This window comes from Kitasatospora sp. NPDC057015, assembly GCF_042673745.1.
Classification (GTDB): Bacteria; Actinomycetota; Actinomycetes; order Streptomycetales; family Streptomycetaceae; genus Kitasatospora.
In genome coordinates this window covers 1-23,570 of the sequence record NZ_JBHUSG010000016.1, presented here as the reverse complement: position 1 = coordinate 23,570, position 23,570 = coordinate 1, and the positions used below count along the sequence as shown (strand labels likewise).

General features: G+C 73.8%; 19 protein-coding genes and 2 riboswitches. Of the genes, 10 read left to right on the top strand and 9 right to left on the bottom strand.

Going from position 1 to position 23,570, the window contains the following annotated elements:
* Positions 1–153: riboswitch (cyclic di-AMP (ydaO/yuaA leader) on the bottom strand.
* A gap of 330 nt (positions 154–483) precedes the next feature.
* A complete protein-coding gene (locus ACFTWP_RS17485; RefSeq protein ID WP_380265439.1) occupies positions 484–2,013 on the top strand; it encodes an MFS transporter in 1,530 nt (509 codons plus the stop codon).
* Positions 2,014–2,031: 18 nt separating this feature from the next.
* Here the strand turns inward: ACFTWP_RS17485 and purB are convergent, their stop codons facing one another.
* From purB to ACFTWP_RS17465, 4 genes are all read right to left on the bottom strand, one after another.
* Positions 2,032–3,471, bottom strand: coding sequence for an adenylosuccinate lyase (purB, locus tag ACFTWP_RS17480; RefSeq protein WP_380265437.1), 1,440 nt, complete (start codon positions 3,469–3,471; stop codon positions 2,032–2,034).
* 160 nt (positions 3,472–3,631) lie between these two features.
* Positions 3,632–4,084: a MarR family winged helix-turn-helix transcriptional regulator gene (locus ACFTWP_RS17475; protein WP_380265436.1), complete on the bottom strand. Its 453-nt coding sequence runs from the start codon at positions 4,082–4,084 to the stop codon at positions 3,632–3,634.
* A gap of 83 nt (positions 4,085–4,167) precedes the next feature.
* Entirely contained in the window at positions 4,168–4,617 is a 450-nt protein-coding gene (locus ACFTWP_RS17470) for a DUF3037 domain-containing protein (protein ID WP_380265435.1), read from the bottom strand.
* Positions 4,614–5,369 carry a HipA family kinase gene (locus ACFTWP_RS17465; RefSeq protein WP_380265434.1) on the bottom strand — a complete coding sequence of 252 codons (756 nt, stop codon included), beginning with the start codon at positions 5,367–5,369 and terminating at the stop codon, positions 4,614–4,616. Before ACFTWP_RS17465 ends, ACFTWP_RS17470 begins: the two co-directional genes overlap by 4 nt.
* 129 nt (positions 5,370–5,498) lie before the next feature.
* Between ACFTWP_RS17465 and ACFTWP_RS17460 the strand changes: the two genes are divergently transcribed.
* Positions 5,499–6,857, top strand: coding sequence for an NAD(P)/FAD-dependent oxidoreductase (locus ACFTWP_RS17460; protein WP_380265432.1), 1,359 nt, complete (start codon positions 5,499–5,501; stop codon positions 6,855–6,857).
* Between the two features lie 111 nt (positions 6,858–6,968).
* Here the strand turns inward: ACFTWP_RS17460 and ACFTWP_RS17455 are convergent, their stop codons facing one another.
* Together ACFTWP_RS17455 and ACFTWP_RS17450 are read right to left on the bottom strand one after the other, a co-directional pair.
* Positions 6,969–8,147, bottom strand: a complete 1,179-nt coding sequence (locus ACFTWP_RS17455; RefSeq protein ID WP_380265431.1) for a GDSL-type esterase/lipase family protein — start codon at positions 8,145–8,147, stop codon at positions 6,969–6,971.
* A gap of 259 nt (positions 8,148–8,406) precedes the next feature.
* Entirely contained in the window at positions 8,407–9,759 is a 1,353-nt protein-coding gene (locus ACFTWP_RS17450) for an aminotransferase class I/II-fold pyridoxal phosphate-dependent enzyme (protein ID WP_380265430.1), read from the bottom strand.
* A 34-nt stretch (positions 9,760–9,793) separates the two neighbouring features.
* Between ACFTWP_RS17450 and ACFTWP_RS17445 the strand changes: the two genes are divergently transcribed.
* The 5 genes from ACFTWP_RS17445 to ACFTWP_RS17425 all read left to right on the top strand — a co-directional run bounded on the left by ACFTWP_RS17445 (position 9,794) and on the right by ACFTWP_RS17425 (position 14,811).
* Positions 9,794–10,447, top strand: a complete 654-nt coding sequence (locus ACFTWP_RS17445) for a pyridoxamine 5'-phosphate oxidase family protein (RefSeq protein WP_380265429.1) — start codon at positions 9,794–9,796, stop codon at positions 10,445–10,447.
* Positions 10,448–10,459: 12 nt separating this feature from the next.
* Positions 10,460–11,134, top strand: a complete 675-nt coding sequence (locus ACFTWP_RS17440) for an FMN-binding negative transcriptional regulator (RefSeq protein ID WP_380265428.1) — start codon at positions 10,460–10,462, stop codon at positions 11,132–11,134.
* Between the two features lie 227 nt (positions 11,135–11,361).
* A complete protein-coding gene (locus ACFTWP_RS17435; RefSeq protein ID WP_380265427.1) occupies positions 11,362–12,774 on the top strand; it encodes a sugar porter family MFS transporter in 1,413 nt (470 codons plus the stop codon).
* 77 nt (positions 12,775–12,851) lie between these two features.
* A complete protein-coding gene (locus tag ACFTWP_RS17430) occupies positions 12,852–14,123 on the top strand; it encodes an MFS transporter (protein ID WP_380265426.1) in 1,272 nt (423 codons plus the stop codon).
* 109 nt (positions 14,124–14,232) lie between these two features.
* Positions 14,233–14,811, top strand: a complete 579-nt coding sequence (locus ACFTWP_RS17425; protein ID WP_380265425.1) for an HAD domain-containing protein — start codon at positions 14,233–14,235, stop codon at positions 14,809–14,811.
* A gap of 31 nt (positions 14,812–14,842) precedes the next feature.
* On the opposite strand, the gene ACFTWP_RS17420 is transcribed toward ACFTWP_RS17425, so the two are convergent.
* Both ACFTWP_RS17420 and ACFTWP_RS17415 read right to left on the bottom strand, forming a co-directional pair.
* A complete protein-coding gene (locus ACFTWP_RS17420; RefSeq protein ID WP_380265424.1) occupies positions 14,843–15,631 on the bottom strand; it encodes a CPBP family intramembrane glutamic endopeptidase in 789 nt (262 codons plus the stop codon).
* Positions 15,632–15,753: 122 nt separating this feature from the next.
* Positions 15,754–17,259 carry a glutamate--cysteine ligase gene (locus ACFTWP_RS17415; RefSeq protein ID WP_380265423.1) on the bottom strand — a complete coding sequence of 502 codons (1,506 nt, stop codon included), beginning with the start codon at positions 17,257–17,259 and terminating at the stop codon, positions 15,754–15,756.
* Positions 17,260–17,625: 366 nt separating this feature from the next.
* On the opposite strand from ACFTWP_RS17415, the gene ACFTWP_RS17410 reads away from it, so the two are divergent.
* Entirely contained in the window at positions 17,626–18,198 is a 573-nt protein-coding gene (locus ACFTWP_RS17410; protein ID WP_380265421.1) for a hypothetical protein, read from the top strand.
* A gap of 325 nt (positions 18,199–18,523) precedes the next feature.
* A complete protein-coding gene (locus tag ACFTWP_RS17405) occupies positions 18,524–18,715 on the top strand; it encodes a DUF5999 family protein (RefSeq protein WP_073927307.1) in 192 nt (63 codons plus the stop codon).
* A gap of 115 nt (positions 18,716–18,830) precedes the next feature.
* Here ACFTWP_RS17405 and gcvP read toward each other — a convergent pair whose 3' ends face one another.
* The gene (gene gcvP, locus ACFTWP_RS17400; RefSeq protein WP_380265420.1) at positions 18,831–21,731 is read right to left on the bottom strand and encodes an aminomethyl-transferring glycine dehydrogenase; all 2,901 of its coding nucleotides are present in this window, start codon (positions 21,729–21,731) and stop codon (positions 18,831–18,833) included.
* 237 nt (positions 21,732–21,968) lie between these two features.
* Positions 21,969–22,073, bottom strand: a riboswitch (glycine riboswitch).
* A gap of 226 nt (positions 22,074–22,299) precedes the next feature.
* Between gcvP and ACFTWP_RS17395 the strand changes: the two genes are divergently transcribed.
* Positions 22,300–23,570 (top strand): PRC and DUF2382 domain-containing protein (locus tag ACFTWP_RS17395; RefSeq protein WP_380265419.1); only part of this gene is annotated, 1,271 nt, incomplete at its 3' end.

Genomic DNA, 23,570 nt, shown 5'->3' with positions numbered 1-23,570 from the left:
GTATTTCCTCTCCGACGCCTGCGAGGTGAGCTGTCGGGTTCGGGCTGGAGTTGCCCGGCCGCAAGCGCGGCTTCACCCCAAGCCGTCCCGGATGCACCGGGCCGGCGACTTACCTGTGGGTCCCCCACTCCTGCCGTACAGAGTTCGTTCGAAGCCTCCGGGCAGCGGCAGGACTAGGCGTTCCACCCGGTGGGCCCACCCGGACATTGGCCGGGCGGTCGCTGAAGCAAAGCCCATCGGCCCGGGTTAATCAATGTCGATCACATTCACCCCCGGAATTTCACGGAAATCCCAGGGAATTCCGTGACTCTCCGAATGATCGGCTGTGCAGTACGTGCACAATCCAATCGCGCTGAGCAACCGGCCGACCGCCCTGCGCTCACTTTCTCGGCCCTGCGTCCATCACCCGCCACGCTCAGCCACCACCCGAACGCGTGGCCGGTGAGCCTTGTCACGTCGGCCTCCCGGGCGCAGGATCGAGCCGTGGAAAGCGATGACGCGGGCAGCCTGAGGATCGGTACTCCGCGGGGGCGCTGGGTGGTGCTCGCCACCGTCCTCGGCTCCAGCATGGCGATGCTGGACGGCACCGTCGTCAACGTCGCGCTGCCCCGGATCGGCGCCGACCTCGACGCCTCGCTGGCCGCCCTCCAGTGGACGCTGAACGCCTACCTGCTCACCCTCGCCGGGCTGATCCTGCTCGGCGGCGCCCTCGGCGACCGGTACGGCCGGCGGCGGGTCTTCCTGATCGGCGTCTGCTGGTTCGCCGTCGCCTCCGCACTCTGCGCGGCCGCCCCCACCATCGGGGTGCTGGTCGCCGCCCGGGCCCTGCAGGGCGTCGGCGGCGCCCTGCTGACGCCGGGCTCGCTGGCGATGCTGCAGGCCACCTTCCGGCCGGACGACCGGTCAGCCGCGGTGGGGCTCTGGTCGGGTTTCGGCGGGGTCGCGGCGGCGGTCGGCCCCTTCCTCGGCGGCTGGCTGGTGGACGGCCCGGGCTGGCGGTGGATCTTCCTGCTGAACGTCCCGCTGGCCGCCGTGGTGCTGGGCGTCTCCCTCCGGCACGTGCCGGAGAGCCGGGACGAGAGCGCCACCGGGGACTTCGACGTCGCCGGCGCCGTACTCGCCGCCCTCGCCCTGGGCGGGGTCACCTACGCGCTGACCGCCGCCGGCGAGGGGCTCTCCCCCGCGGTCTGGCTGTCCGGCGCGGCCGGCCTGCTGCTGGGGGCGGTGTTCGTGGCCGTCGAGCGCCGGCGGGCGGCGCCGATGCTGCCGCTGGAGCTGTTCTCCTCCCGCCTGTTCACCGCGGTGAACGGGGTCACGCTCTGCGTGTACGCGGCGTTCAGCGGGGTGTTCTTCCTGCTGGTCGTCCAGCTCCAGACCGTCTCCGGCTTCACCCCGCTGACCTCCGGCCTCGCCCTGCTGCCGATCACCGTGCTGATGCTGGCGCTGTCCGCCCGGGCCGGGCGGCTCGGCAAGCGGATCGGCCCCCGGCTGCCGCTCTTCCTCGGGCCGCTGATCTGCGCGGCGGGCGTCCTGCTGATGCTGCGGATCGGCCCCGGCGCGTCCTACTGGACGGACGTGCTGCCGGCCACCACGGTGATGGGGTGCGGGATGACCCTGCTGGTCGCGCCGCTGACCGCCACCGTGCTGGCGGCGGTGGAGGTGCGCCGGGCCGGGATCGCCAGCGGCGTCAACAACGCCGCCGCGCGGGCGGCCGGCCTGCTGGCGGTGGCGGCGCTGCCCGCCCTCGCCGGGCTCAGCGGCGACGCCTACCGGGTGCCGTCCTCGGTGGACGCCGCGTTCCGCACCGCGATGCTGATCTGCGCGGGGCTGCTCGTGACCGGCGGCCTGCTGGCGCTGGCCACCGTCCGCGGGAACGTGCTGGCGCCCGACCGGCCGGTGGCCGAGCCGGACTGCGAGTGGACCTGCGGCGCGACCGGGCCGCCGATCGACCCCGGGCACGAGCGGCCCGTGAAACGCCAGGGCCCCGCCACCGGAACGGCGACGGGGCCCTGAGAGCCGACTGACGGAACGTCAGAGGATGTCACCCGGGGCGTACTTGGCCGCCTCCGGGTGGGCCTCGGCGACGGCCTCGATCCGCCGGACGACCTCGGCGACCTGCGCCCCGGCCGCACCGGTGAAGGAGAGCCGGTCCGCGAGCAGCGCGTCCAGCGCGGCCCGGTCGAGCGGCATCCGCTCGTCGGCGGCCAGGCGGTCCAGCAGCTCGTTCTCACGGGCGCCGGCGCGCATCGCCAGCGCGGAGGCGACGGCGTGCTCCTTGATGATCTCGTGCCCGGTCTCCCGGCCGACCCCGGCCCGCACCGCGCCCATCAGCACCTTGGTGGTGGCGAGGAACGGCAGGTAGCGGTCCAGCTCGGCCTCGATCACGGCCGGGAAGGCGCCGAACTCGTCGAGGACGGTCAGGAAGGTCTCCAGCAGGCCGTCGAAGGCGAAGAAGGCGTCCGGCAGCGCGACCCGGCGCACCACCGAGCAGGAGACGTCGCCCTCGTTCCACTGGTCGCCGCCGAGCTCGGCGGTCATCGAGGCGTAGCCGCGCAGGATGACGGCCAGGCCGTTGACGCGCTCGCAGGAGCGGGTGTTCATCTTGTGCGGCATCGCGGAGGAGCCGACCTGGCCCTCCTTGAAGCCCTCGGTGACCAGCTCGTGGCCGGCCATCAGACGGATGGTCTTCGCCAGGCTGGACGGCGCGGCGGAGAGCTGGACGAGGGCGGAGAGCACCTCGAAGTCCAGCGAGCGGGGGTAGACCTGGCCGACGCTGGTCAGCACGTTCTCGAAGCCGAGGTGGCCGGCGACGCGCTGCTCCAGCTCGGCCAGCCTGGCGGTGCCCTCGCTGCCGCCTCCGAGCAGGTCGAGCATGTCCTGGGCGGTGCCGACCGGGCCCTTGATCCCGCGCAGCGGGTAGCGGGCGATCAGCTCCTCCAGGCGGTTGAACGCCACCAGCAGCTCGTCCGCCACGGTGGCGAAGCGCTTGCCGAGGGTGGTCGCCTGGGCCGCGACGTTGTGCGAGCGGCCGGCCATGACCAGCTCGGCGTGCTGGGCGGACAGCCGGCCCAGGCGCACCAGCACGGCCACCGTACGGTCGCGGACGTGCTGCAGGGACTGGTGGATCTGGAGCTGCTCGACGTTCTCGGTGAGGTCCCGAGAGGTCATGCCCTTGTGGATCTGCTCGTGGCCGGCGAGGTCGCTGAACTCCTCGATCCGGGCCTTCACGTCGTGTCGGGTGACGCGCTCACGCGCGGCGATGGATTCGAGGTCGACCTGGTCGACGACCCGCTCGTAGTCGGCGACGGCGGTGGCGGGCACCTCGACACCGAGGTCCTGCTGGGCCTTCAGGACGGCGAGCCACAGGTGGCGCTCGAGGACCACCTTGTGCTCGGGGGACCACAGCTGGGCCAGGGTCGCCGAGGCGTACCGGGAGGCCAGGACATTGGGGATCTGGGGCTTCGCGCTCACGCTTCGCAAGCCTAACAGCCGAGGTCAGCCGGACCGTCGGCGGACCGCCCCGCGCGCCCGCGGCCCGGTCCGGCAGGGCGGCCGGGTGCGCGCGGGCAGGCAGGCGGGGCAGTCAGTCAGGCGGGCGGGCAGGCGGGCAGGCCGGGACGGGTGGGAGGGCTCAGGCCGTCGGGCGGCCGGTGAGGACGGGCAGCACCTGGTGGCAGATCGAGTACAGCGCCACCCGCTGCTCCTCGGTCATGGCGTCGAAGGCCTGGTGGGTCCTGGCCATCTCGGCGCGGATCAGCGCCAGGATCTCCCGGCCCTGCTCGGTGACCACCACGATCTTCACCCGCCGGTCGCCCTCGGCCGCCGCCCGGTGGGCCAGCCCGAGGGACTCCAGCCGGTCCACGATCCCGGTCACGTTCGAGGCGTCACAGCCCAGCCGTCCGGCCAGCGCCCGCATCGGCACCGGCTCGTGCACCGCGCCGAGGGCCTTGGCCTGGGAGGAGGAGAGACCGTGCCGGGCCGCCGCGGCCGCGAAGTCCTGGAAGTACGCGGCGCCGACGGCGGCCAGCGCCTCCATCAGCTCGCCGGTGGTCGGTGCGGCAGTCGCCGTCGGTGTCGAACCCATGACGCCAGCGTACGCGTAAAAGGTTCACCGGCTCCAGCTTTGACCACGGCAAACGTTCCAGGGGCAGCCGGGGCGGTCCCTGGTCAGAGCACCAGCAGGTCGAACAGCCGGCGCAGCTCGGCCTCCGGGTCGGCGGTCAGGCCGGTGTGCACCGGCCCGGGCTGGACGACGGCACTGCGCGGGGCGGTCAGCCAGCGGAACCGCTGCCCGGGGTTGTCGGCCGCCGCCGGCCCCGCCTCGGGCCCGCCGGCGCACACCGCCTCGATGCCGTGCAGCGCCCGGCGCACCCCCGCCACGTCGGCGACCGGGTCCAGCGCGAGCAGCCGGGCCTGGTCCAGGTGGGTCCGCGCGCCCAGGTGCGCGCTCTGCCGGCAGTAGAGCAGCACGCCGATGTTGACGCACTCCCCGCGCTCGACCCGGGGCACCGCCCGGATCACCGCGTACTCGTAGTCGTGCAGGGCGGCTTCGGTGTCCGTCACGGTGTTCTCCACTCCCTCGGCGGCGCCGGACCCGCCGGTCCGTGCCACGGTCATCCGGACACCGCCGGCAGCCAGTCGCGGGGGCCGGCCAGTCGCGCGCGCAGCTGGGCGAGGTACGCCTCGCGCACGGCCTGCGGCGAGTCGAAGCCCGGCTCGTCGACCAGCCACACGTCGGGGATCTGCGCCACCGCGCCGACCAGCGCCTCGTCCGCGAGCGGCGCCAGGAGCTCGTCGGCGGCCGCGAGGTCCGGCGCGGCCCGCAGCAGCGCGTGGTCGCCGGCCTCGTACGGGCGGCGGGTCCAGCCGGCCGCGCCGGCCCAGTGGTGGTGGAAGATCAGGCTGGCGCCGTGGTCGATCAGCCGCAGGCCGCCGGTGGCCACCAGCAGGTTGGGGTTGCGCCAGGAGCGGTCGACGTTGCCGATCAGCGCGTCGAACCAGAGCACCCGGCCGGCGAGCTCCGGGGTCACCTCGAAGCAGAGCGGGTCGAAGTTGAGCGCCCCGCTGACGAAGGCCATCCCGAGGTTGGCGCCCCCGCTGGCACGCATCTGGTCCTGCACCTGCGGGTCCGGTTCGCTGCGGGCGAGGACCGGGTCCAGGTCGACGGTGACCAGCTCCGGCACCGGCAGGCCCAGCCGCCGGCCCAGCTCGCCGGCCAGCACCTCGGCGACCAGCGCCTTGCGCCCCTGCGCCGCCCCGCACCACTTGAGCGCGTAGAGCCGGTGGTCGTCGGCCTCGACCAGGCCCGGCATCGAGCCGCCTTCACGTAGTGGCGTCACATAGCGGACCGCCGTCACCTCGCTGAGCATCCGGTCAGCCTACCGACCCGTCAGGTCCGCCGTCCGCACCGCTGCGGTGGCAGGGCCGGTTGGTCCGTGCGAGTGTGGCGGACAGTAGTTGTCCTGGCACGGCTCGGACCAGCACCGTAAGGATGAACGATGGAAAGACCTCGGATCCTGATCGTGGGTGGCGGCTTCGCCGGACTGGAATGCGCCCGCCGCCTGGAACGCAAGCTCACGCCCGCCGAGGCGGAGATCTCCCTGGTCACGCCGTTCAGCTACCAGCTGTACCTGCCGCTGCTGCCGCACGTGGCCGCCGGCGTGCTCACCCCGCAGTCGGTCGCCGTCTCGCTGCGGCGCACCCTGCGCCGCACCCACATCGTCCCGGGCGGCGCGATCGGCGTCGATCCGCGCTCCAAGGTGTGCGTGGTCCGGAAGATCACCGACGAGGTGGTCGCCGTGCGCTACGACTACCTGGTGCTCGCGCCCGGCAGCGTGACCCGCACCTTCGACATCCCCGGCCTGACGGACTACGCGCGCGGCATGAAGACGCTCGCCGAGGCCACCTACGTCCGGGACCACGTGATCGCCCAGCTCGACCTCGCCTCGGCCACCCTCGACCAGCACGAGCGGGAGTCCCGGCTGCAGTTCGTGGTGGTCGGCGGCGGCTACGCGGGGACGGAGACGGCGGCCTGCCTGCAGCGGCTGACCACCGCCGCCGCCCGGCGCTACCCGCGGCTGGACGCCCGCCAGATCAAGTGGCACCTGATCGACATCGCCCCCAAGCTGATGCCCGAACTCGGCGACACCCTCGGCGAGACCGCCCTGCGGGTGCTGCGCGCCCGCGGCATCGAGGTGTCGCTGGGCGTGTCGGTGGCCGAGGTGGGCGCGGAGAGCGTCAAGTTCACCGACGGCCGGGTGCTGCCCAGCCGGACCCTGATCTGGACGGCCGGGGTGGCCGCCAGCCCGCTGATCGGCACCCTGGACGCCGAGACCGTCCGCGGCCGGGTGGCGGTCACGGCGGAGATGCGGGTGCCGCAGTTCGAGGGCGTCTTCGCACTCGGCGACGCGGCCGCCGTCCCCGACCTGGCCAAGGGCGACGGCGCGGTCTGCCCGCCGACCGCCCAGCACTCCGCCCGGCAGGGCAAGGCGGTCGCCGACAACCTGGTCGCGGCACTGCACAACCAGCCCCTGGAGCCCTACTACCACAAGGACCTGGGCCTGGTGGTGGACCTCGGCGGCAAGGACGCGGTGTCCAAGCCGGTCGGCATCGAGCTGGAGGGGGTGCCGGCGCAGCTGGTGGCCCGCGGCTACCACCTGATGGCGATGCGGACGAACGCGGCGAAGTTCCGGGTCGGCGCGAACTGGCTGCTGAACGCGACCGCCGGCGACGACTTCGTCCGGACCGGGTTCCTCGCCCGCCAGCCCGCCCGGCTGCGCGACTTCGAGTACACCGACGCCTATCTGACGAAGGACCAGGTCCGGGCGCACGCCCAGGCGCTGCTCGCCAAGGGCTGACCGGCCCGACGGCACCCGCCGGCGCCCGCTCCCCCGCCGAGGGGGTGCGGGCGCCGGCGGCGTGCGCGGCCACTTCGCGGTCAGGTCCGTCCCGTCGGCGTCCTGGCGCGACTACTTCGCGGTCAGGTACATCCCGTCGGTGTCCTGGCCGGCCGTGTTGCGGCAGCTCCAGTTGCCGGTCGGCCTGGCCCCCAGCAGGGTCAGGCAGCGGCCGAGGGCGAGCTGGCCGTAGTAGTTCGGGTGCATCGACTCCTGGACGGTGCCCTGCGAGGCGCTCAGGCCGGCGTCGACGAACCGGGCCCACTCGCTGGTGGTCGCGGTCGGCGCGGAGGAGGAGGTCGCCTGCCGGGCGGCCGTGGCGCAGACCTCGCGGCCCTGCAGCATGTCCCGCAGGTCCATGAACTGCACGCCCTTGGCGGCGGCGACCGCGGCCAGCGCGTCGGAGATCTGCGGCACCAGCGAGTCCCGGGCCCAGTCGGCGTCGCCGTTCCAGAACGGGCAGCCCCCGGTGTCGGCCCGGCTCCAGCCGCTCTCGGCGTAGCGCATCTCGGAGCTGCGCGGGATCGGCGACGGGTACGACTGCAGCACGATCCGGTAGTCGCCGGCCGCGTAGCCGGCGGCGGTCATCACCGCGCGGATCTCGTCGACCGACTTGCGCACCCCGGCCATCGCGGTGGCCATCTTGGCGTCGACGGCGGCCTGTTGGTCGTCGTTGCAGTAGGAGTACCAGATCAGGTAGTCCTTCACGCAGGTCTGGATGACGTCCGCGAAGCCCAGGTCGTTGCCGCCGATCGAGAGCGTGATCAGCTTGACGTTGTTGGCGCGCGCGACGGCGGCGAGCTGGTCGGCCTGCGGGGCCTCGCCCTTGTACGACTGGCCGCCGCTGGCGGCCCGGTACACGTTGGCGGTGACGGCGCCCGAGCAGGCCAGGTTGATCTGGGTCTGGGCCAGGGTCGGGGCGCTGCGGACCTCGGCGACGTCCGAGCGGTCGCACCCGCTCGCGTACGTGGCGCCGTAGACCCGGGCCGGGTCGTAGGCGCTGCCGGTCCAGGACCGGTCGGTGCCGGCGCGGCTGCCGGCGGTGGTGACGCTGTTGCCCTTCCAGCGGCCGGCCTCGCCGGAGATGTAGCTGTCCCCCATGGTCACGCTGGCGGTGGGGCCGGTGGCGGCGTGGGCGGGGGCGGCGGCGGCCAACAGGCCGGTGGTGAGCAGGGGGAGTGCGAGGACGGCGGCGAGCAGCCGCCGTGTTCTGCTGGTGCGTGCGGCGGTGCTCTGACAGCTTTCGGGCACGGCGGAACTCCTGCGTTCGGTCTCGTCCGCCGTGTGGGAGCGGGGAGACGCGGGGGTGAGGGTGGGCCGCCGGCCGGTGGCGGGAGAAACATGACATGCTCGCGCTTGTTACCGCTAGGTATCTGCAGCGACTTTCTCGCCTTGTTACCGAGCGGTTCGAGGGGCCGTTCCGCAGGCCCCCCGACGACCGGGCGCCACCGCCCCGACAGGAGTTCCGGACCGCCCGAGCCGGCTGCCCCGGCAGGGGTTCCGGGCCCGCTCAGGCCGTCCGGGCACCGCCCCCGCCCGCCCCCAGGACGGCGGCCAGGTCGGCCGCCAGCCGGCCCGCCTCACCGGGAGCCAGCGTGGCCGCGGTGATCCGCACCCCGGGCGGCGACTGCAGGCGGAACCGCGCACCGGGCGCCACCACCCAGCCGTGCTGGACCAGGCCCGCCACCGTCGCCGTCTCGTCCGGGACGGGCACCCAGACGTTCAGCCCGCTGACCCCGCGCCCCTCGATCCCGTGCGCGGCCAGCGCGTCGATCAGCTCCTCGCGGCGGGCCCGGTAGGCCGCGGCGACCCGGGGCGCGGGCGCCGCGTCGGTGCGCCAGAGTTCGGCGACGGTGCGCTGGAGCAGGTGGCTCACCCAGCCGGCGCCCAGGCTCTGGCGGCCCAGCACCCGGGCGACGGTGTCCTCGTCCCCGATCGCCACGGCGAGGCGCAGGTCGGGCCCGTAGGCCTTGGCGGCGGAGCGGACCACCGCCCAGTGGGTGGTCACCGGCTCGCCCTGCGAGCCCCGGGAGAGCGACTGGAAGGGCTGGTCGACGATGCCGTGGCCGTGGTCGTCCTCGATCAGCAGCACGCCGGGATGCGCGGCCAGCACCGCGCGCAGCTCCCGCGCGCGCTCCGGGGTGAGGGCCGCCCCAGTCGGGTTCTGCGCGCGGTTGGTGACGATCGCCGCACGGGCGCCGGCGGCCAGTACCGCGCCGAGCCCGGCCGGCAGCGGCCCCTCCTCGTCCAGCGGGACGGGCACCGGCCGGAGTCCGAGCGCGGGCAGCAGGTCGAGCAGGCTGCCCCAGCCCGGGTCCTCGACCGCGACCTGGTCGCCGGGGCGCAGCCGGGCGGCGAGGACGCGTTCGATGGTGTCCAGTGCGCCGGAGGCCACCAGCAGCCGGCCCCGGGGCGCGCCGTCGGCGAGGAAGGAGGCGCGGGCGAGGTCGAGCAGCCCCGGGTCGGCCGGCGGGTGTCCGTACAGCACCGGGGCCCGGTCGGCGGCGGCCGCCGCCGCGGCCAGCGCCGGGGCCAGGGCGGGGAGCAGCTCGACGGCCGGGTTTCCGGCGGACAGGTCGCGGGCGTGCGGGGGGACGGGTACGCGGATCCGGTCGCGCGGGGCGAGGGCGGGGCGGGGGCGGATCCGGCTGCCCTTGCGGCCGGCCGTCTCGATCACCCCGCGGTCGCGCAGCAGCCGGTAGGCGGCGGCGACGGTGTTGGGGTTGACGTCGAGCTGTTCGGCGAGTTCGCGCAGCGGTGGCAGGGCGGCGCCGGGTGCCAGCTTTCCGGCGCCGACCGCGGCCTCGACGTCCGCCGCGATATCGCTGGCCCGGCGTCCCTTGATCGTATATTCTCCTAGCACAAAAGTAATTATGCACTAGTACATAGAGGTTGTCATGTCGGACGGCACCGCCTACTCCCGCACCCCGCGCACCACCCCCACCCGCTACAAGGACCGCGCCACCTGGGAGCGGGACGCGATCCACGCGATCCTCGACAGCGCCTACGTCTGCCACCTCGGCTTCGTCGCCGACGGCGCGCCGGTCGTCCTGCCCACCATCTACGCCCGGGTCGGCGACCGCCTCTACGTCCACGGTTCCACCGGCAGCCGCCCGATGCGCGGCGCCGCCGACCCGGGCCTCCCGGTCTGCCTCACCGTCACCCTGGTCGACGGCCTGGTCCTCACCAAGTCCGCCTTCAACCACTCGGTCAACTTCCGCTCCGTGGTGGCCCACGGCACCGCCCACCAGGTCACCGACCCCGACGAGCTGGCGATCGCGCTGGACGCGCTGGTCGACCACGCCGTCCCCGGCCGCTCCGGCGACGTGCGGCGGCCGAACGCCAAGGAGCTCGCCGCGACCGCCGTCGTCCGCCTGGACCTCGACGAGGTCTCGGCGAAGACCCGGGCGGACGGCGCCGACGACGACGAGGCGGACCTCGCCCTGCCGTACTGGGCCGGCGTCGTCCCGGTCTCCACGGTGCACGGCGCCCCCGTGCCGGACGCCTCCAGCACCGTGCCGCTGCCCGCGTACCTGCGCGAACTCCACTGACCGGAGGACCGGATGCTGCTCAGGAGCTGGGACCGGGGCGAGGACGCCGAATGGCGCGCCTGGCTCGCCGCCGGGCGGGACTTCGGACTGCTCGCCGCCAACGGCACCGACGGGCGCGGGCCCGTCCTCGTGCCCACGCACTTCCTCCTGGACGCGGACGCGGGTGAGATCCTGCTGCACCTCGCCGCGCCCAACCCGATCTGGGCGGCCCTGCGGGCCGACCCGCAGGTGACGCTCTCGGTGACGGACGACCACGCCTTCGCCCCCGGCCGCTGGCGCGGCGACCCCGGTACGCCGACCAGCTACTACGCCTCGGTGCAGTTCTCCTGCACCGCCGAGACCGTCGAGGACGCCGCGGGCAAGGCGGAGATCCTCAACCGCCAGCTGGCGCACTTCCAGCCGGAGGCGCCCGAGGTCCGCGTCGTCCCCGGGGCCGAGCCCTTCGGGGGGCTGCTCCCGGGGCTGCGCGGGCTGCGGCTGACGGTGCGGGAGGTCCGCGCCAAGTTCAAGTACGACGACAAGAAGCCCGCCGACGAACAGCGGGCGATCGCCGGGCTGCTGGCGGAGCGCGGGCAGGGGCTGGACGCCGGGGCCCGCGCGCAGCTGCTGCGGCGCAACGCCCGACGGGCCGGTGCCCCGGCGCCGGGGCGGCCTGGGCCGGCTCCCTCGGACTGCCCGGCGGGCTGAGCCGCCGTTCGTGGCGTGTCACGCCGAACGCGGGTCCGGCCGGCACCGCGGACGGCTCCGGCGGACGACAGACCGTCGGGCGATACGCCCGGACGGGTTGCGTCCGCCGCGACATGCCGCCGAACGGACTGCCGGCCGGGCGGACAGGTCACCCGCCTGATCGAATGTGAGGCGAATCCTGTCCACTCGGCCGTGCCGGCGGCCCGTCGCACCCTCAGGAGCTCGTCGTGGCCAGCAGCAAGTCACCAGCGCACGCCGACGAGGCGCATCTCGGGCATGTCGTGTTCATCTCGGCGGCCGCCGCGATGGGCGGCTTCCTCTTCGGCTACGACAGCGCCGTCATCAACGGCGCCGTGACGGGCATCCAGAAGCACTTCGAGGTGGGCAACGGCGAGACGGCCTTCGTGGTGGCGATCGCCCTGCTCGGTTCGGCGGCCGGCGCGGTGGCGGCCGGCTGGCTGGCCGACCACCTGGGCCGGGTCCGGACCATGCTGCTGGCCGCCGTGCTCTTCGCGATCAGCGGCGTCGGCTCGATGTTCCCGCCCACCATCCAGGTCCTGGCGCTCTGGCGGGTGGTCGGCGGCGTGGCCATCGGCATCGCCTCGGTGATCGCGCCCACCTACATCGCCGAGGTCGCGCCGACCGCGTACCGCGGCCGGCTGGCCTCGTTCCAGCAGATGGCGATCGTGCTCGGCATCACCGTCTCGCAGCTCGCCAACTACGCGCTCAACGAGGCGGCCGGCGGGGAGTCCACCGGGCACCTGGCGGGCATCCAGGCCTGGCAGTGGATGCTCGGCGTGGAGACCGTGCCCGCCCTGGTGTACGGGCTGATGGCGCTGGCCATCCCCGAGTCGCCGCGCTACCTGATCGCCGCCAAGCGCGAGGACGAGGCCCGCGAGGTGCTGCGCGAGGTGGAGGGCGAAGCGGTGGACCTGGACGCCCGGGTCGCCGAGATCCGCACGGTGCTGGCGTCCACCCACAAACCACGGGCCCGGGACCTGCTGGGCGGGCGGTTCGGCCTGCTGCCGATCGTCTGGATCGGCATCGGCGCCTCGGTCTTCCAGCAGTTCGTCGGCATCAACGTGATCTTCTACTACTCGTCCTTCCTCTGGCAGTCGGTGGGCATCGACGAGAGCAACTCGCTGCTGATCAGCCTCTCCACCTCGATCGTCAACGTGATCGGCACCGTGCTCGCGATGACCCTGGTGGACCGGATCGGCCGCAAGCCGCTGGCGCTGGCCGGTTCGGCGGGCATGGCGATCTCGCTGGGCGTGGCCGCCTGGGCCTTCTCCTTCCGGGAGGGCACCGGCGACACCGCGACCCTGGCGGACTCCTACGCCACCACGGCGCTGGTCGCCGCCCACGTCTTCGTCTTCTGCTTCGCGTTCTCGTGGGGCGTGGTGGTCTGGGTGCTGCTCGGCGAGATGTTCCCGAACCGGATCCGGGCGCTCGCGCTGTCGGTCGCCGCCTCCGCCCAGTGGATCGCCAACTGGGCCATCACGGTGACCTTTCCGGACCTCGCGGACTGGAACCTGTCGGCCACCTACGTCATCTACGCCTGCTTCGCGCTGCTGTCCATCCCGTTCGTGGTCTTCTGCATCAAGGAGACCAAGGGACGCACGCTGGAGTCGATGGGCTGACCGCACGGCCCGGGCCCGACGGCACAGGACCGAAAATCGGTTAGACACCTGACCGCGCGGGCGCCATAGTCGCGCACGTGCACAGCGAAACCACTCTCCCCCGCCGCTTCGCCTGGGCCGGCCGCAACTACCGCATCCAGACCGCGGCGACGGTGGTCAGCGGGCTGGGCAACGCCGGCGCGCCGATCGCCACCGCCTTCGCCGTCCTCGCCGTCGGCGGCTCGACCACCGAGATCGGCTACGTCACGGCCGCGCGCCTGGTGCCGCTGGTCCTTCTCCTGCTGGTCGGCGGCGCCCTCGCCGACCGACTGCCGCGCCACCACGTGATGGTCGCCGCCAACGCCTTCAACGCGCTCTCGCAGGCCGTCCTCGCCGCGCTGGTGCTGACCGGGTCGGTGCGGCTCTGGGAGCTGGTGGTGCTCTCGGCGGCGGGCGGCGCCGGGCAGGCCTTCTACGGCCCGGCCTCCGGCGGCATGATCATGCAGACGGTGGCGCCGGAGCACGCCCCGCACGCCTTCTCGGTCTACCGGATGGCCATGAACGGCGCCCAGATCGGGGGCGCCGCCCTCGGTGGCGCGCTCACCGCCACGGTGGGCCCGGGCTGGGTGCTCGCCATCGACGCCGGCTGCTTCGCGGCGGCCGCCGGACTGCGGGTGCTGCTCCGGATCGAGCCCGGCGCCAGGCCGCCGCAGGGCGGCGGGATGGTCCGCGAACTGCGCGAGGGCTGGCAGGAGTTCGCCTCCCGACGGTGGCTCTGGGTGATCGTGCTGCAGTTCTCCGTCCTGATGGCCTGCACCAGCGCGGTCGACGCCGTGTACGGCCCGATCGTCGCCGAGTCCCGGCTCGGCGGAGCCCGCGACTGGGGCATCGCGCTGGCCGCCGACGGCGCCGGACTGGTGCTCACCGGGCTGCTGATGGCGCGCTGGCGTCCGCGCCGGATCCTGCTGGTCGGCAACTACGGCGTGTTCCTGTTCGCCCTGCCCGCGGCGGCCCTCGCAGTGGCCGCGCCGATGCCGCTGCTGACCGCCGCGATGTTCCTCTCCGGCGCCGGTGTGACCGTCTTCGGGGTGAACTGGATGATCGCGCTCCAGCAGGAGATCCCGCCCGAGCTGATGTCCCGGGTCTCCGCGTACGACGCCTTCGGCTCGCTGGCCCTGGCCCCGGTGGGTACCGCCCTGGCCGGCCCGGCGGCCGGCGCCCTGGGCATCGGCGGCGCGCTCTGGACCTGCGCCGCCGTCACCGTGCTCCTCAGCGTCCTCGTGCTGGCCGAACCGCAGGTCCGGCGGCTCGGCCGGCGGGCTCCCGCCCCGGCCGACGCCCCGGTGCCGGAGGCGGCACCGGTCGGCTGAGCCCGCGCGCAGCCGCCCGCCCGTACGGCCGGGGCGCACACCGCTCCGGCAACCGCGCGCCCGGGCCGCGCGTCCGAAGGGGTGACGACGTCGAGCCGAGGGAGTGCCCGTGCCACGGCCCCTGCTGTTCCTGGACGTGGACGGCGTCCTCAATCCCGACCGCCCGGATCCGGGCGACGGCTTCGCGAGCCACCACCTGCTCGGCTGGACCGTCCACCTCTCCGACAGGCACGGCGAGTGGCTCCGCGAACTGGCCACCGGCTACGAGCTGGTGTGGGCGACCACCTGGGAGGAGGAGGCGAACCGGCACATCTCCCCGCTGCTCGGCCTGCCCCCGCTGCCCGTGGTCCGGTTCGCCGGGTACGTGCCGCAGCCGGACGACCCGCGGGTGCCCCTGATGCAGCTGATCTCCGGCCGCAAGTGGGCGCCGCTCCTCCGCTACGCCGGGGGCAGGCCGTTCGCCTGGGTCGACGACGTGATCCCCGGTCGGCTGGTGCGGCGGGCGCTGCCGCGCCGGGACCGCGTCCTGCTGCGGGTCGACCCGGCCCGCGGGCTGGAGCGCCACCACGTCGACCGCCTGCTGGGCCGGCCGCCCCGGCCGGGCCTGCTGCGAGGGCCGTCCCCGACGGGATCGCACCCTACCGACCGCTCGACCGACCGCCCTACGGACCGGCCGGCCGCCGGCTGACCCGGCCGGCCGGCTGCCCATCGGCAGGCCGTCAGCCGGTGGGCAGCCAGTCGACGTGGCCCGCCAGCAGGGCGTAGCCCACGAAGGCCACCGTGTCGATCAGCCCGTGCGCGGCCACCAGCGGCATCACCCGGCCCCACCGGCGGTAGGCCAGGCAGAAGACCACCCCCATCACCATGTTCCCGACCAGGCCTCCCACCCCCTGGTACAGGTGGTAGGACCCGCGCAGCACCGAGCTGGCGACCACGATCGCCGGCCAGCCCCAGCCCAGTTGGCCGAGCCGGCGGATCAGGTAGCCGAGCACGATGACCTCTTCGAGGATCGCGTTCTCCCAGGCCGAGGCGACCAGGACGGGGATGCGCCACCAGACGTCGGGAAGGCCGGAGGGGGCGACGGTGAGGTTGTAGCCGGCCGCCTGCGAGAGCAGGTACAGCGCCAGACCGGAGCCGCCGATCGCGGCGGCCACGGCCGCGCCCCGACCGAGGTCGCGCAGCTTCTGGGTGAGGTCGAAGCCGAGGACGCGCAGCGAGGTGCCCTCGCGCACCAGCAGGTAGCCGACCAGGACGACGGGCATCAGGCCGCGCCCGATGTAGTAGAGCTGCCAGGCGAGGTCCAGCCAGGGGCGCCCGGGCGCCCGCGACCCGTTGAGGGTGGCGACCTGCTGGCCGAGCGCGAGCGGCTGGGTGAGCGAGCCGGCGAAGCTGATCAGGGCGCTGATGCCGCTGGCACCGAGCGAGAGGCCGAGGACGATCAGCAGTTCGGCGCCGAGCAGCCGGCGGGACAGGGGCCGGATCCCGGGTTCGGTCGAGACGGTGCTCACGGCGGCTCCAGCGGGCGGGCTTCGCCCCGGGGTCGGCCGACCGCCGGGGCGATCATCCTTCCATACGGGCGCGCGCACCCGGCCGATCCACCCCGCGCTTTCGGACCGCTCCGGCGGGATCCTCAGCCGATCGGCCAGGTGTGCACCGGCTCTCCCCCGCGCATGTACTCGACGTAGCGCCGGGTCATCGCGGCGAGCGCCGCCGGCCGGTCCATCCCGAACCGTTCGCGCAGCCGGTGGAAGGTCGCGCTCTGCCAGGCCGCGCCGTTGGTCCGGCGCAGGCAGCGCTGCTCGATGATGCCGAGGTAGCGGTCCCGGTCGGCCGGCTCCACGCCCCACTCGTCCAGCCCCTGGTAGGCCAGCGGCAGCAGCTCGTTCAGCACCAGGTCGACCGCGGGCACGGCCGCCACGCCGCCGCCCCGGCCGCCCCAGCCGGCCCGCGGCCACTGGAGGACGGCGTCGATCCCGTGCCGCGCGGCGTTGTGGAAGTTCTCGTCGGCCTGGACGAACGGCAGCCGGCTCCAGACCGGCCGGGGCTGCTCGGCCAGGACCCGGACCAGCCCGTAGTAGAAGGCGGCGTTGGCGAGGGTGTCGGCGACGGTCGGCCCGGCCGGCAGCACGCGGTTCTCGACGCGCAGGTGCGGGACGCCCTCGGCGATGTCGTACACCGGGCGGTTCCAGCGGTAGATGGTGCCGTTGTGCAGGCGCATCTCGGCGAGCTTGGGGACGCCGCCGGAGGCCAGCACCTTGGCCGGGTCCTCGTCGTCGCAGATCGGCAGCAGTGCGGGGAAGTACCGCAGGTTCTCGGCGAACAGGTCGAGCGCGGAGTCGACCCAGCGCTCGCCGAACCAGGTGATGGGGCGCACGCCCTGCGCCTTGAGCTCGGCCGAACGGGTGTCGCAGGCCTGCTGGAACAGCACCGGGCGGGTCTCGCGCCACAGCTCCCGGCCGAACAGGAAGGGCGAGTTGGCGCCCAGCGCGATCTGCGGAGCGGAGAGCGCCTGGGCGGCGTTCCAGACCGAGGAGAACCGCTCGGGGGTCACCTGGAGGTGCATCTGGAGGGAGGTGGCGGCCGCCTCGGCCACCATGGTGACCGACTCCAGCTGGAGGCGTTCCACCCCCTCGATGTCCAGGGCGATGTCCTCCCCGCGGGCGGCCAGGATCTGGTCGCTGAGCAGGCTGTACCGCTGGTTGGCGGACATCGAGTCAAGACCGGTGTGGTCGCTCTCCAGCGTCGGCAGGATCCCGATCATGACGATCCGGGCGCCGGCCTCGGCCGCCCTGCGGTCGGCGTAGCGCAGGCCGGTGTCGATCTCCTCCCGCAGTTCCTCCAGCACATGGCCGGTCAGCCGGTGCGGGGCGATGTTGACCTCGATGTTGAACTGGCCGAGTTCGGTCTGGAAGTCGCTGGAGGCGATCGCCCCGAGCACCTGCTCGTTGCGCATCAGCGGCTGCCCCTGGTCGTCCGCCAGGTTGAGCTCGATCTCCAGCCCCATCACGGCCCGCGGCCGGTCGAAGCGGTTCTCGCGGAGCATCCGTTCCAGCACGTCGAGACAGGACTGGAGCTTGCGGCGGTACATCTGCCGGTCCGACAGGTCCGCGCGCGTGGCCACGACCTTCTCGCCCATGGGTCCCCTCCTCTAGGCCGACCGTGCAAGCATCATGCCCATCCCGAAGATCGATACCCGACGGGGTCGAACGTCGTACGAAGCAAGGGAACTGACGTCCTGTCAGTCGAATACCGACTTGCCCTGCACCACTGAACGTGATAAACAGGTCACCCTGCGCACCTGTTCGAGTAAATTCGCACTGCGCTCCAGCCGGCCTGCCGCCGCTCCGATGTCGACGACGACACCGGAGCCCCCTACGGCGACAGCCGCGCCCGCACCGCGATCATGCACAACCGGACAACGGCCCAGGTCCCGTCACACCAGACACGCCACGCCGGTATGCCGCACTCGCACGCCGATCTCTCACGGAGAGGCGACCCCGCCATGACACTGCAGACCCCCCAGCCCCCGCCCAGCGCCCTGCGCGCCGTTCTGGCGGCCCTCGACTCGGAGACCGCGCTGCGCCAACCGGCCGCCGCCGCGCTGCGCCATCCCGCGGGCACCCTGCTGCCCGCGCACCCGCTCGCAGTGCACGTCCTGGACGGCCCCAGGCCGCGGCTCACGGCCGCACGGCGGACGGGCTGGCGCTTCCTGATCAAGGACGGCAGCGAGGTGGCGGCGGCGGCGGAGGTGGTGCAGAGCGTCGAGGGGCACACCTTCTCCCACTTCACGGCCGGCCCCTACCTGGACTCGACGGTCCGGGCGCTGCGGCAGGCCTGGCAGCTCGCACAGACCTCGCGCGCCCGGCACCAGCCCCGACTGCTGACCTTTCCGGGCCAGTACGCCACCGCCCTGTGGCTGCACGCCCCGGACGCCGTCCCGGCCGCCGATCTGCTGATCCCGCTGGCGCCCGCGCCGCTCGGCGTCACCGCGCACCGCGCCTACCCGGCGACGGACCTGCTGGCGCTGCTCGCCGCCCCCGCCGCGGCCAAACCGCTGGTGCTCGGAGTCTCCTGAGGCGCACCCCCCGGACGGGTCATGCCGAGTAGCCCGACCGGGCTACCACAGGCATGGCCCGTCCGGTACTTATTTCCGCCGCGCACCATCTGAATGGGTGATCTATGCCCGGGAGTTGTGGCGCATGTCACCAAATTGCTGCGCTCGGGGCACCGGACGTCGACACTGGGAACCAGCGTGGAAGGACCACCTGTCCTACCCACAGAATCGTCGGCTCACACCTGGGCCGGCGGGACAGGATCCGGCTACCGCGGCGGCTCCCGGCGGACTACCCGACGGCAACCGCATCACGGGGAGGATCGCGAGCGAAGCGAGGGTACGACCCATGTGCCAGCACCGTCCGGAGTGCCCGTCCGCCGACTCCGAGGACCGCGAGGCCGCCGCGACCGTGGCCTGCCACCCCGAGCAGGGCTGGAGCCTGCTCTGCAACGGCGTCCTGCTCTTCGAGGACACCGGGGAACTGCTGCCCGACGGCCGGGTGATCGCCCCGCGCCGCCCGCTGGCCTTCGCCGCCTGAACGGCGCGGCACCGGTCGGCGACAGACTGACGGGGTGGGCCCCGGCGGAGTTCGTTCCGCCGGGGCCCACCCCGTTCACGTGCCGTCAGGCCGCGCCGCCCGGGCGCGGCACCGGTCAGGCGCCGTACTCGTCCAGCGGCGGGCAGGAGCAGACCAGGTTTCGGTCGCCGTACGCGCCGTCGATCCGGCTCACCGGCGGCCAGTACTTGTCCGCCGGGTTCACGCCGGCCGGGAAGACCGCCTCGTGGCGCGAGTAGCCGCGGGTCCACTCGCCGGCCAGGGTGGCCGCGGTGTGCGGGGCGCCGCGCAGCGGGTTGTCCTCCGCGGCCCACTCGCCCGAGCCGACCTTGTCGATCTCGGCGCGGATCTCGATCATCGCGGCGCAGAACCGGTCGATCTCGTGCAGGTCCTCGGACTCGGTCGGCTCGATCATCAGGGTGCCGGCCACCGGGAACGACATCGTCGGCGCGTGGAAGCCGTAGTCGATCAGGCGCTTGGCGATGTCGTCCACCGTCACGCCCGTCTCCTTGGTGAGCGGACGGATGTCGATGATGCACTCGTGCGCGACCAGCCCGCCGGGGCCGGTGTAGAGCACCGGGAAGTGCGGGGCCAGGCGCTTGGCGATGTAGTTGGCGTTCAGCACGGCGACCTGGGTCGCGCGCTTGAGGCCCTCGCCGCCCATCAGCCGGACGTACGACCAGGAGATCGGCAGGATCGCGGCCGAGCCCCAGGGCGCCGCCGAGATCGGGCCGACACCGGTCGCGGGTCCCGCCTCGCTCTGCAGCGGGTGGTTCGGCAGGTACGGCGCCAGGTGCGCGCGGACGGCCACCGGGCCGACGCCCGGGCCGCCGCCGCCGTGCGGGATGCAGAAGGTCTTGTGCAGGTTCAGGTGCGAGACGTCCGCGCCGAACTTGCCCGGCTTGGCCAGGCCCACCAGCGCGTTGAGGTTGGCGCCGTCCACGTACACCTGACCGCCGGCCTCGTGCACGGCCGCGCAGATGTCGGTGATGGTCTCCTCGAACACGCCGTGCGTGGACGGGTAGGTGACCATCAGCACCGAGAGCTGCTCGCGGTGCTGCTCGATCTTGGCGCGCAGGTCGTCCACGTCGACGTCGCCGTCGACCAGCGTCTTGACCACGACCACGCGCATGCCGGCCATCACGGCGGAGGCCGCGTTGGTGCCGTGCGCCGAGGACGGGATCAGGCAGACGTCGCGCTGGGTGTCGCCGTTCGCGTGGTGGTAGGCGCGGACGGCCAGCAGGCCCGCCAGCTCGCCCTGCGAACCGGCGTTGGGCTGGATGGAGACCGCGTCGTAGCCGGTCACCTCGACGAGCTGCTGCTCCAGCTGGCGGATCAGGGTGAGGTAGCCCTGGGCCTGCTCGATCGGCGCGAAGGGGTGCAGCTGGCCGAACTCGGGCCAGGTCACCGCCTCCATCTCGGTGGTCGCGTTGAGCTTCATGGTGCAGGAGCCCAGCGGGATCATGCCGCGGTCCAGCGCGTAGTCGCGGTCCGACAGGCGGCGCAGGTAGCGCAGCATGGCGGTCTCGGAGCGGTGGCTGTGGAAGACCGGGTGGGTGAGGTAGTCGTCCTCGCGCAGCAGCGCGGCGGGCAGCGCCTCGGCGGTCTCGTCGATCTCGGTCTGCGGCACGCCGAAGGCGGCCCAGACACCGGCCAGGTGCTCGCGGGTGGTGGTCTCGTCACAGGAGACCGAGATCAGGTCCGCGCCGTCCTGGTGGACGTTGATGCCGTGGGTCCGCGCGGCGGCGGCGATCTCGGCGGCGCGGCCGGGGACCTTGGCGGTGACGGTGTCGAAGAACTCGCCGTGCAGCAGCTCGACGCCCCCGGCGCGCAGCCCGGCCGCGAGCGCGGCGGCGTAGCGGTGGGTGCGGCGGGCGATGTCGGCCAGGCCGTCGGGGCCGTGGTAGACGGCGTACATCGAGGCCATCACAGCGAGCAGCACCTGCGCGGTGCAGATGTTGCTGGTGGCCTTCTCGCGGCGGATGTGCTGCTCGCGGGTCTGCAGGGCGAGCCGGTAGGCGCGGTTGCCGTCGGCGTCGACCGAGACGCCGACCAGGCGGCCGGGCAGCGAGCGGGCGTACTCGGCGCGCACCGAGAGGTAGCCGGCGTGCGGGCCGCCGAAGCCCATCGGGACGCCGAAGCGCTGCGAGGTGCCGCAGGCGATGTCGGCGCCGAGCGAGCCGGGCGACCTGAGCAGGGTGAGCGCCAGCAGGTCGGCGGCCACGGCGACGACGGCGCCGAGCCCGTGGGCCTGCTCGATCAGCGGCTCCAGGTCGCGCACCACACCGGTGGCACCCGGGTACTGGAGCAGCACGCCGAAGACGCCGCGCTCGGCGATCTCGGCCGGGATGCCCGCCGCGAGGTCGGCGACGACCACCTCCACGCCGGTCGGTTCGGCGCGGGTCCGGATCACCGCGACGGTCTGCGGCAGGGTCTCGGCGTCGACCAGGAACACGCCGCCCTTGACCTTGGTGACCCGGCGGGTCAGCGCCATCGCCTCGGCGGCGGCGGTGCCCTCGTCCAGCAGGGAGGAGCCGGAGGTCGGCAGGCCGGTGAGGTCGGAGACCACGGTCTGGAAGTTGAGCAGCGCCTCCAGGCGGCCCTGCGAGATCTCGGGCTGGTACGGCGTGTAGGCGGTGTACCAGGCCGGGTTCTCCATGACGTTGCGCAGGATCACCGGCGGCGTGAAGGTGCCGTAGTAGCCCAGGCCGATCATCGGCGTGAGCACCTGGTTGGCGGCGGCGAGCTCGCGCAGCTCGGCCAGCACCTGGGCCTCGGTGCGGCCGGCGGGCAGGTCGAGCCCGTCGATCGAGCGGATCGCCTCGGGCACGGCGGCGGCGGACAGCTCGTCCAGGGAGGCGTAGCCCACCTGGGCGAGCATCTTCTCCTGGGCCCCGGTGTCGGGGCCGATGTGGCGGGTCTCGAAGGGGCTGGCCTGCTCAAGCTCGGCGAGGGTCGCTGAGCTGAGCGGGCGACCGGCGTTCGGCTGGGCGTTCATGATGGTCGAGGCCTCCTGGTCACGGACCGGCGGGGGCGCGCACGCCGGTCGGCCGTGGCCGCTGCGGACAGCGGGCCGGCCCTGGCGAACGAACCCAACAGGCCTCCCCCTCTGTCATCGGGACCTGAGAGCTTCGCCCGCGCGGGGTGCGTCGGCACCCCGCCGGCTTGCACCGTCGGTGAGGGTGGTGGCCGTCGGCTCCCTCGCCGGCGGTCCTGCCCTGCTTTCCAGAGTGACCTATCCCACACGGTACGGATGCCTGAGAGATTCCGGGGAGGAGTTGCTCCTTCGGCGCCCCCGCCACGGGTTCCCGGTGGCCGGGGACTCTCCCGAGCGGGCTCGGCGGTCGCGCCCAGGGTACCAGCGGGAGCCCTCCCGATCACGGGTGCGCCCCCGCTCCTCGTCCGGGTGCGCACTGGTCCGGGAAGGCGGACGGCCCGCCCGGACGGCGGCGCTCGGCTCGCAGGCGCCCGGTTCATGCCTTTTCGTATGAAGTGGCGGATGGGCCGGACCCTCCAGCCGCACCCCTGCGGGAATTCCGCAGGAGCATCCGCACCGGAGGAATTGAGTGCAAACCGACATCGACCCCAGAGACCTGATCGGGCACCGGGCGGTCGACCGCAACGGCGACAAGATCGGCACCGTGGACGAGGTGTACCTGGACGACGCGACCGGCCAGCCCGAGTGGGCCGCCGTGCGGACGGGCATCTTCGGCCGCGACGCCTTCGTCCCGCTGACCACCAGCGAGTTCTCGGGTGAGGAACTGCGGGTCCCGTACGACAAGTCGCTGGTGAAGGAGTCGCCGGACTTCGGCGTGGGCCAGCACCTCTCCCCCGCCCAGGAGCTCCAGCTGTACCGCTACTACGGGCTCGACACCCCGGCGGACAACCAGTCCGGCTCGGCGAAGGACGACACCCGCGCGGACGACCGGCCGGCCGACCTCGACTTCGGTGCCGTCCCCGGCGCGGCCGGCCCGGCCGGTACGGCGGCGGCCGGCGCGGCCGTGGCGGGGGGCGCGGCGGCGGCGGCAGCGGCGGGCGGCGCGGTGGCGGGCCGCGGCACCGAGGCCTCCGCGGCGGAGCAGGCCGCACCGGCCGCCGCCGTACCGGAGAAGGCCGAGAAGCTGGAGAAGCTGGAGCGGGTCGCCGAGCCGCCGGCCTCGTTGACGCCCGAGCACCGGGCGCCCTCCGGCGAGGAGGCGGGCGGCCGTGCGGCGGGCGCGGACTCCGCCGCGCCGGCGGGCCGGTCGGGTCCGACGCCGATGTACGCCAAGCCGGCCGCGGCCGAACCGCTCGCCGGCGCCGGCGCGGATGCCGCGAGCACCGCTCCGGGTGGCCCGGTGGAGATCACCTGCCACGAGGAGCGCCTCGACATCTCCACCGAGTGGCAGGTGACGTACACGGCGCGGCTGCGCAAGTACGTGACCAGTGAGACCGTCGAGCGGCACGTGCCGGTGGTGCGGGAGCGGGTGCGGGTGGAGCGGGTCCCGGTGACCGAGGGCGAGCGGGACGCGCTGACCCAGGAGGAGATCGCGGAGGCCGTGGAGGAGGTCACGCTGCGCGAGGAGCGGCCGGTGGTGCGCAAGTACCTGGTGCCGATCGAGCGGGTGCGGCTGGTGGTGGAGCGGTACACCGACGACCACGTGGTGCGCGAGGAGCTGCACCGGGAGCACGTCGAGATCCAGGACGGCTCGACGGCCGGCACTCCGAGCTCCCCGGCCGGGTCCGACGCCCGGGCGGTGTCAGGCGCGGCGCCGGGCCGGGGGGTCCGGGCTGGTCGGTCACGCTGGGGTCCCTCCTTCGCCGCGGGCGGTCCGCACGGCGGGCGGTCCGCCCGACA

Excerpts from the sequence above, each read along its gene's own strand:
- ACFTWP_RS17405 (WP_073927307.1), top strand. The coding sequence starts at position 18,524 with ATGTGCCAGCACCGTCCGGAGTGCCCGTCCGCCGACTCCGAGGACCGC.
- ACFTWP_RS17475 (WP_380265436.1), bottom strand. The coding sequence starts at position 4,084 with ATGGGTTCGACACCGACGGCGACTGCCGCACCGACCACCGGCGAGCTG.
- ACFTWP_RS17410 (WP_380265421.1), top strand. The coding sequence starts at position 17,626 with ATGACACTGCAGACCCCCCAGCCCCCGCCCAGCGCCCTGCGCGCCGTT.
- ACFTWP_RS17470 (WP_380265435.1), bottom strand. The coding sequence starts at position 4,617 with ATGACCGTGGCACGGACCGGCGGGTCCGGCGCCGCCGAGGGAGTGGAG.
- ACFTWP_RS17465 (WP_380265434.1), bottom strand. The coding sequence starts at position 5,369 with ATGCTCAGCGAGGTGACGGCGGTCCGCTATGTGACGCCACTACGTGAA.
- ACFTWP_RS17445 (WP_380265429.1), top strand. The coding sequence starts at position 9,794 with ATGTCGGACGGCACCGCCTACTCCCGCACCCCGCGCACCACCCCCACC.
- ACFTWP_RS17460 (WP_380265432.1), top strand. The coding sequence starts at position 5,499 with ATGGAAAGACCTCGGATCCTGATCGTGGGTGGCGGCTTCGCCGGACTG.
- ACFTWP_RS17415 (WP_380265423.1), bottom strand. The coding sequence starts at position 17,259 with ATGGGCGAGAAGGTCGTGGCCACGCGCGCGGACCTGTCGGACCGGCAG.
- gcvP (WP_380265420.1), bottom strand. The coding sequence starts at position 21,731 with ATGAACGCCCAGCCGAACGCCGGTCGCCCGCTCAGCTCAGCGACCCTC.
- ACFTWP_RS17440 (WP_380265428.1), top strand. The coding sequence starts at position 10,460 with ATGCTGCTCAGGAGCTGGGACCGGGGCGAGGACGCCGAATGGCGCGCC.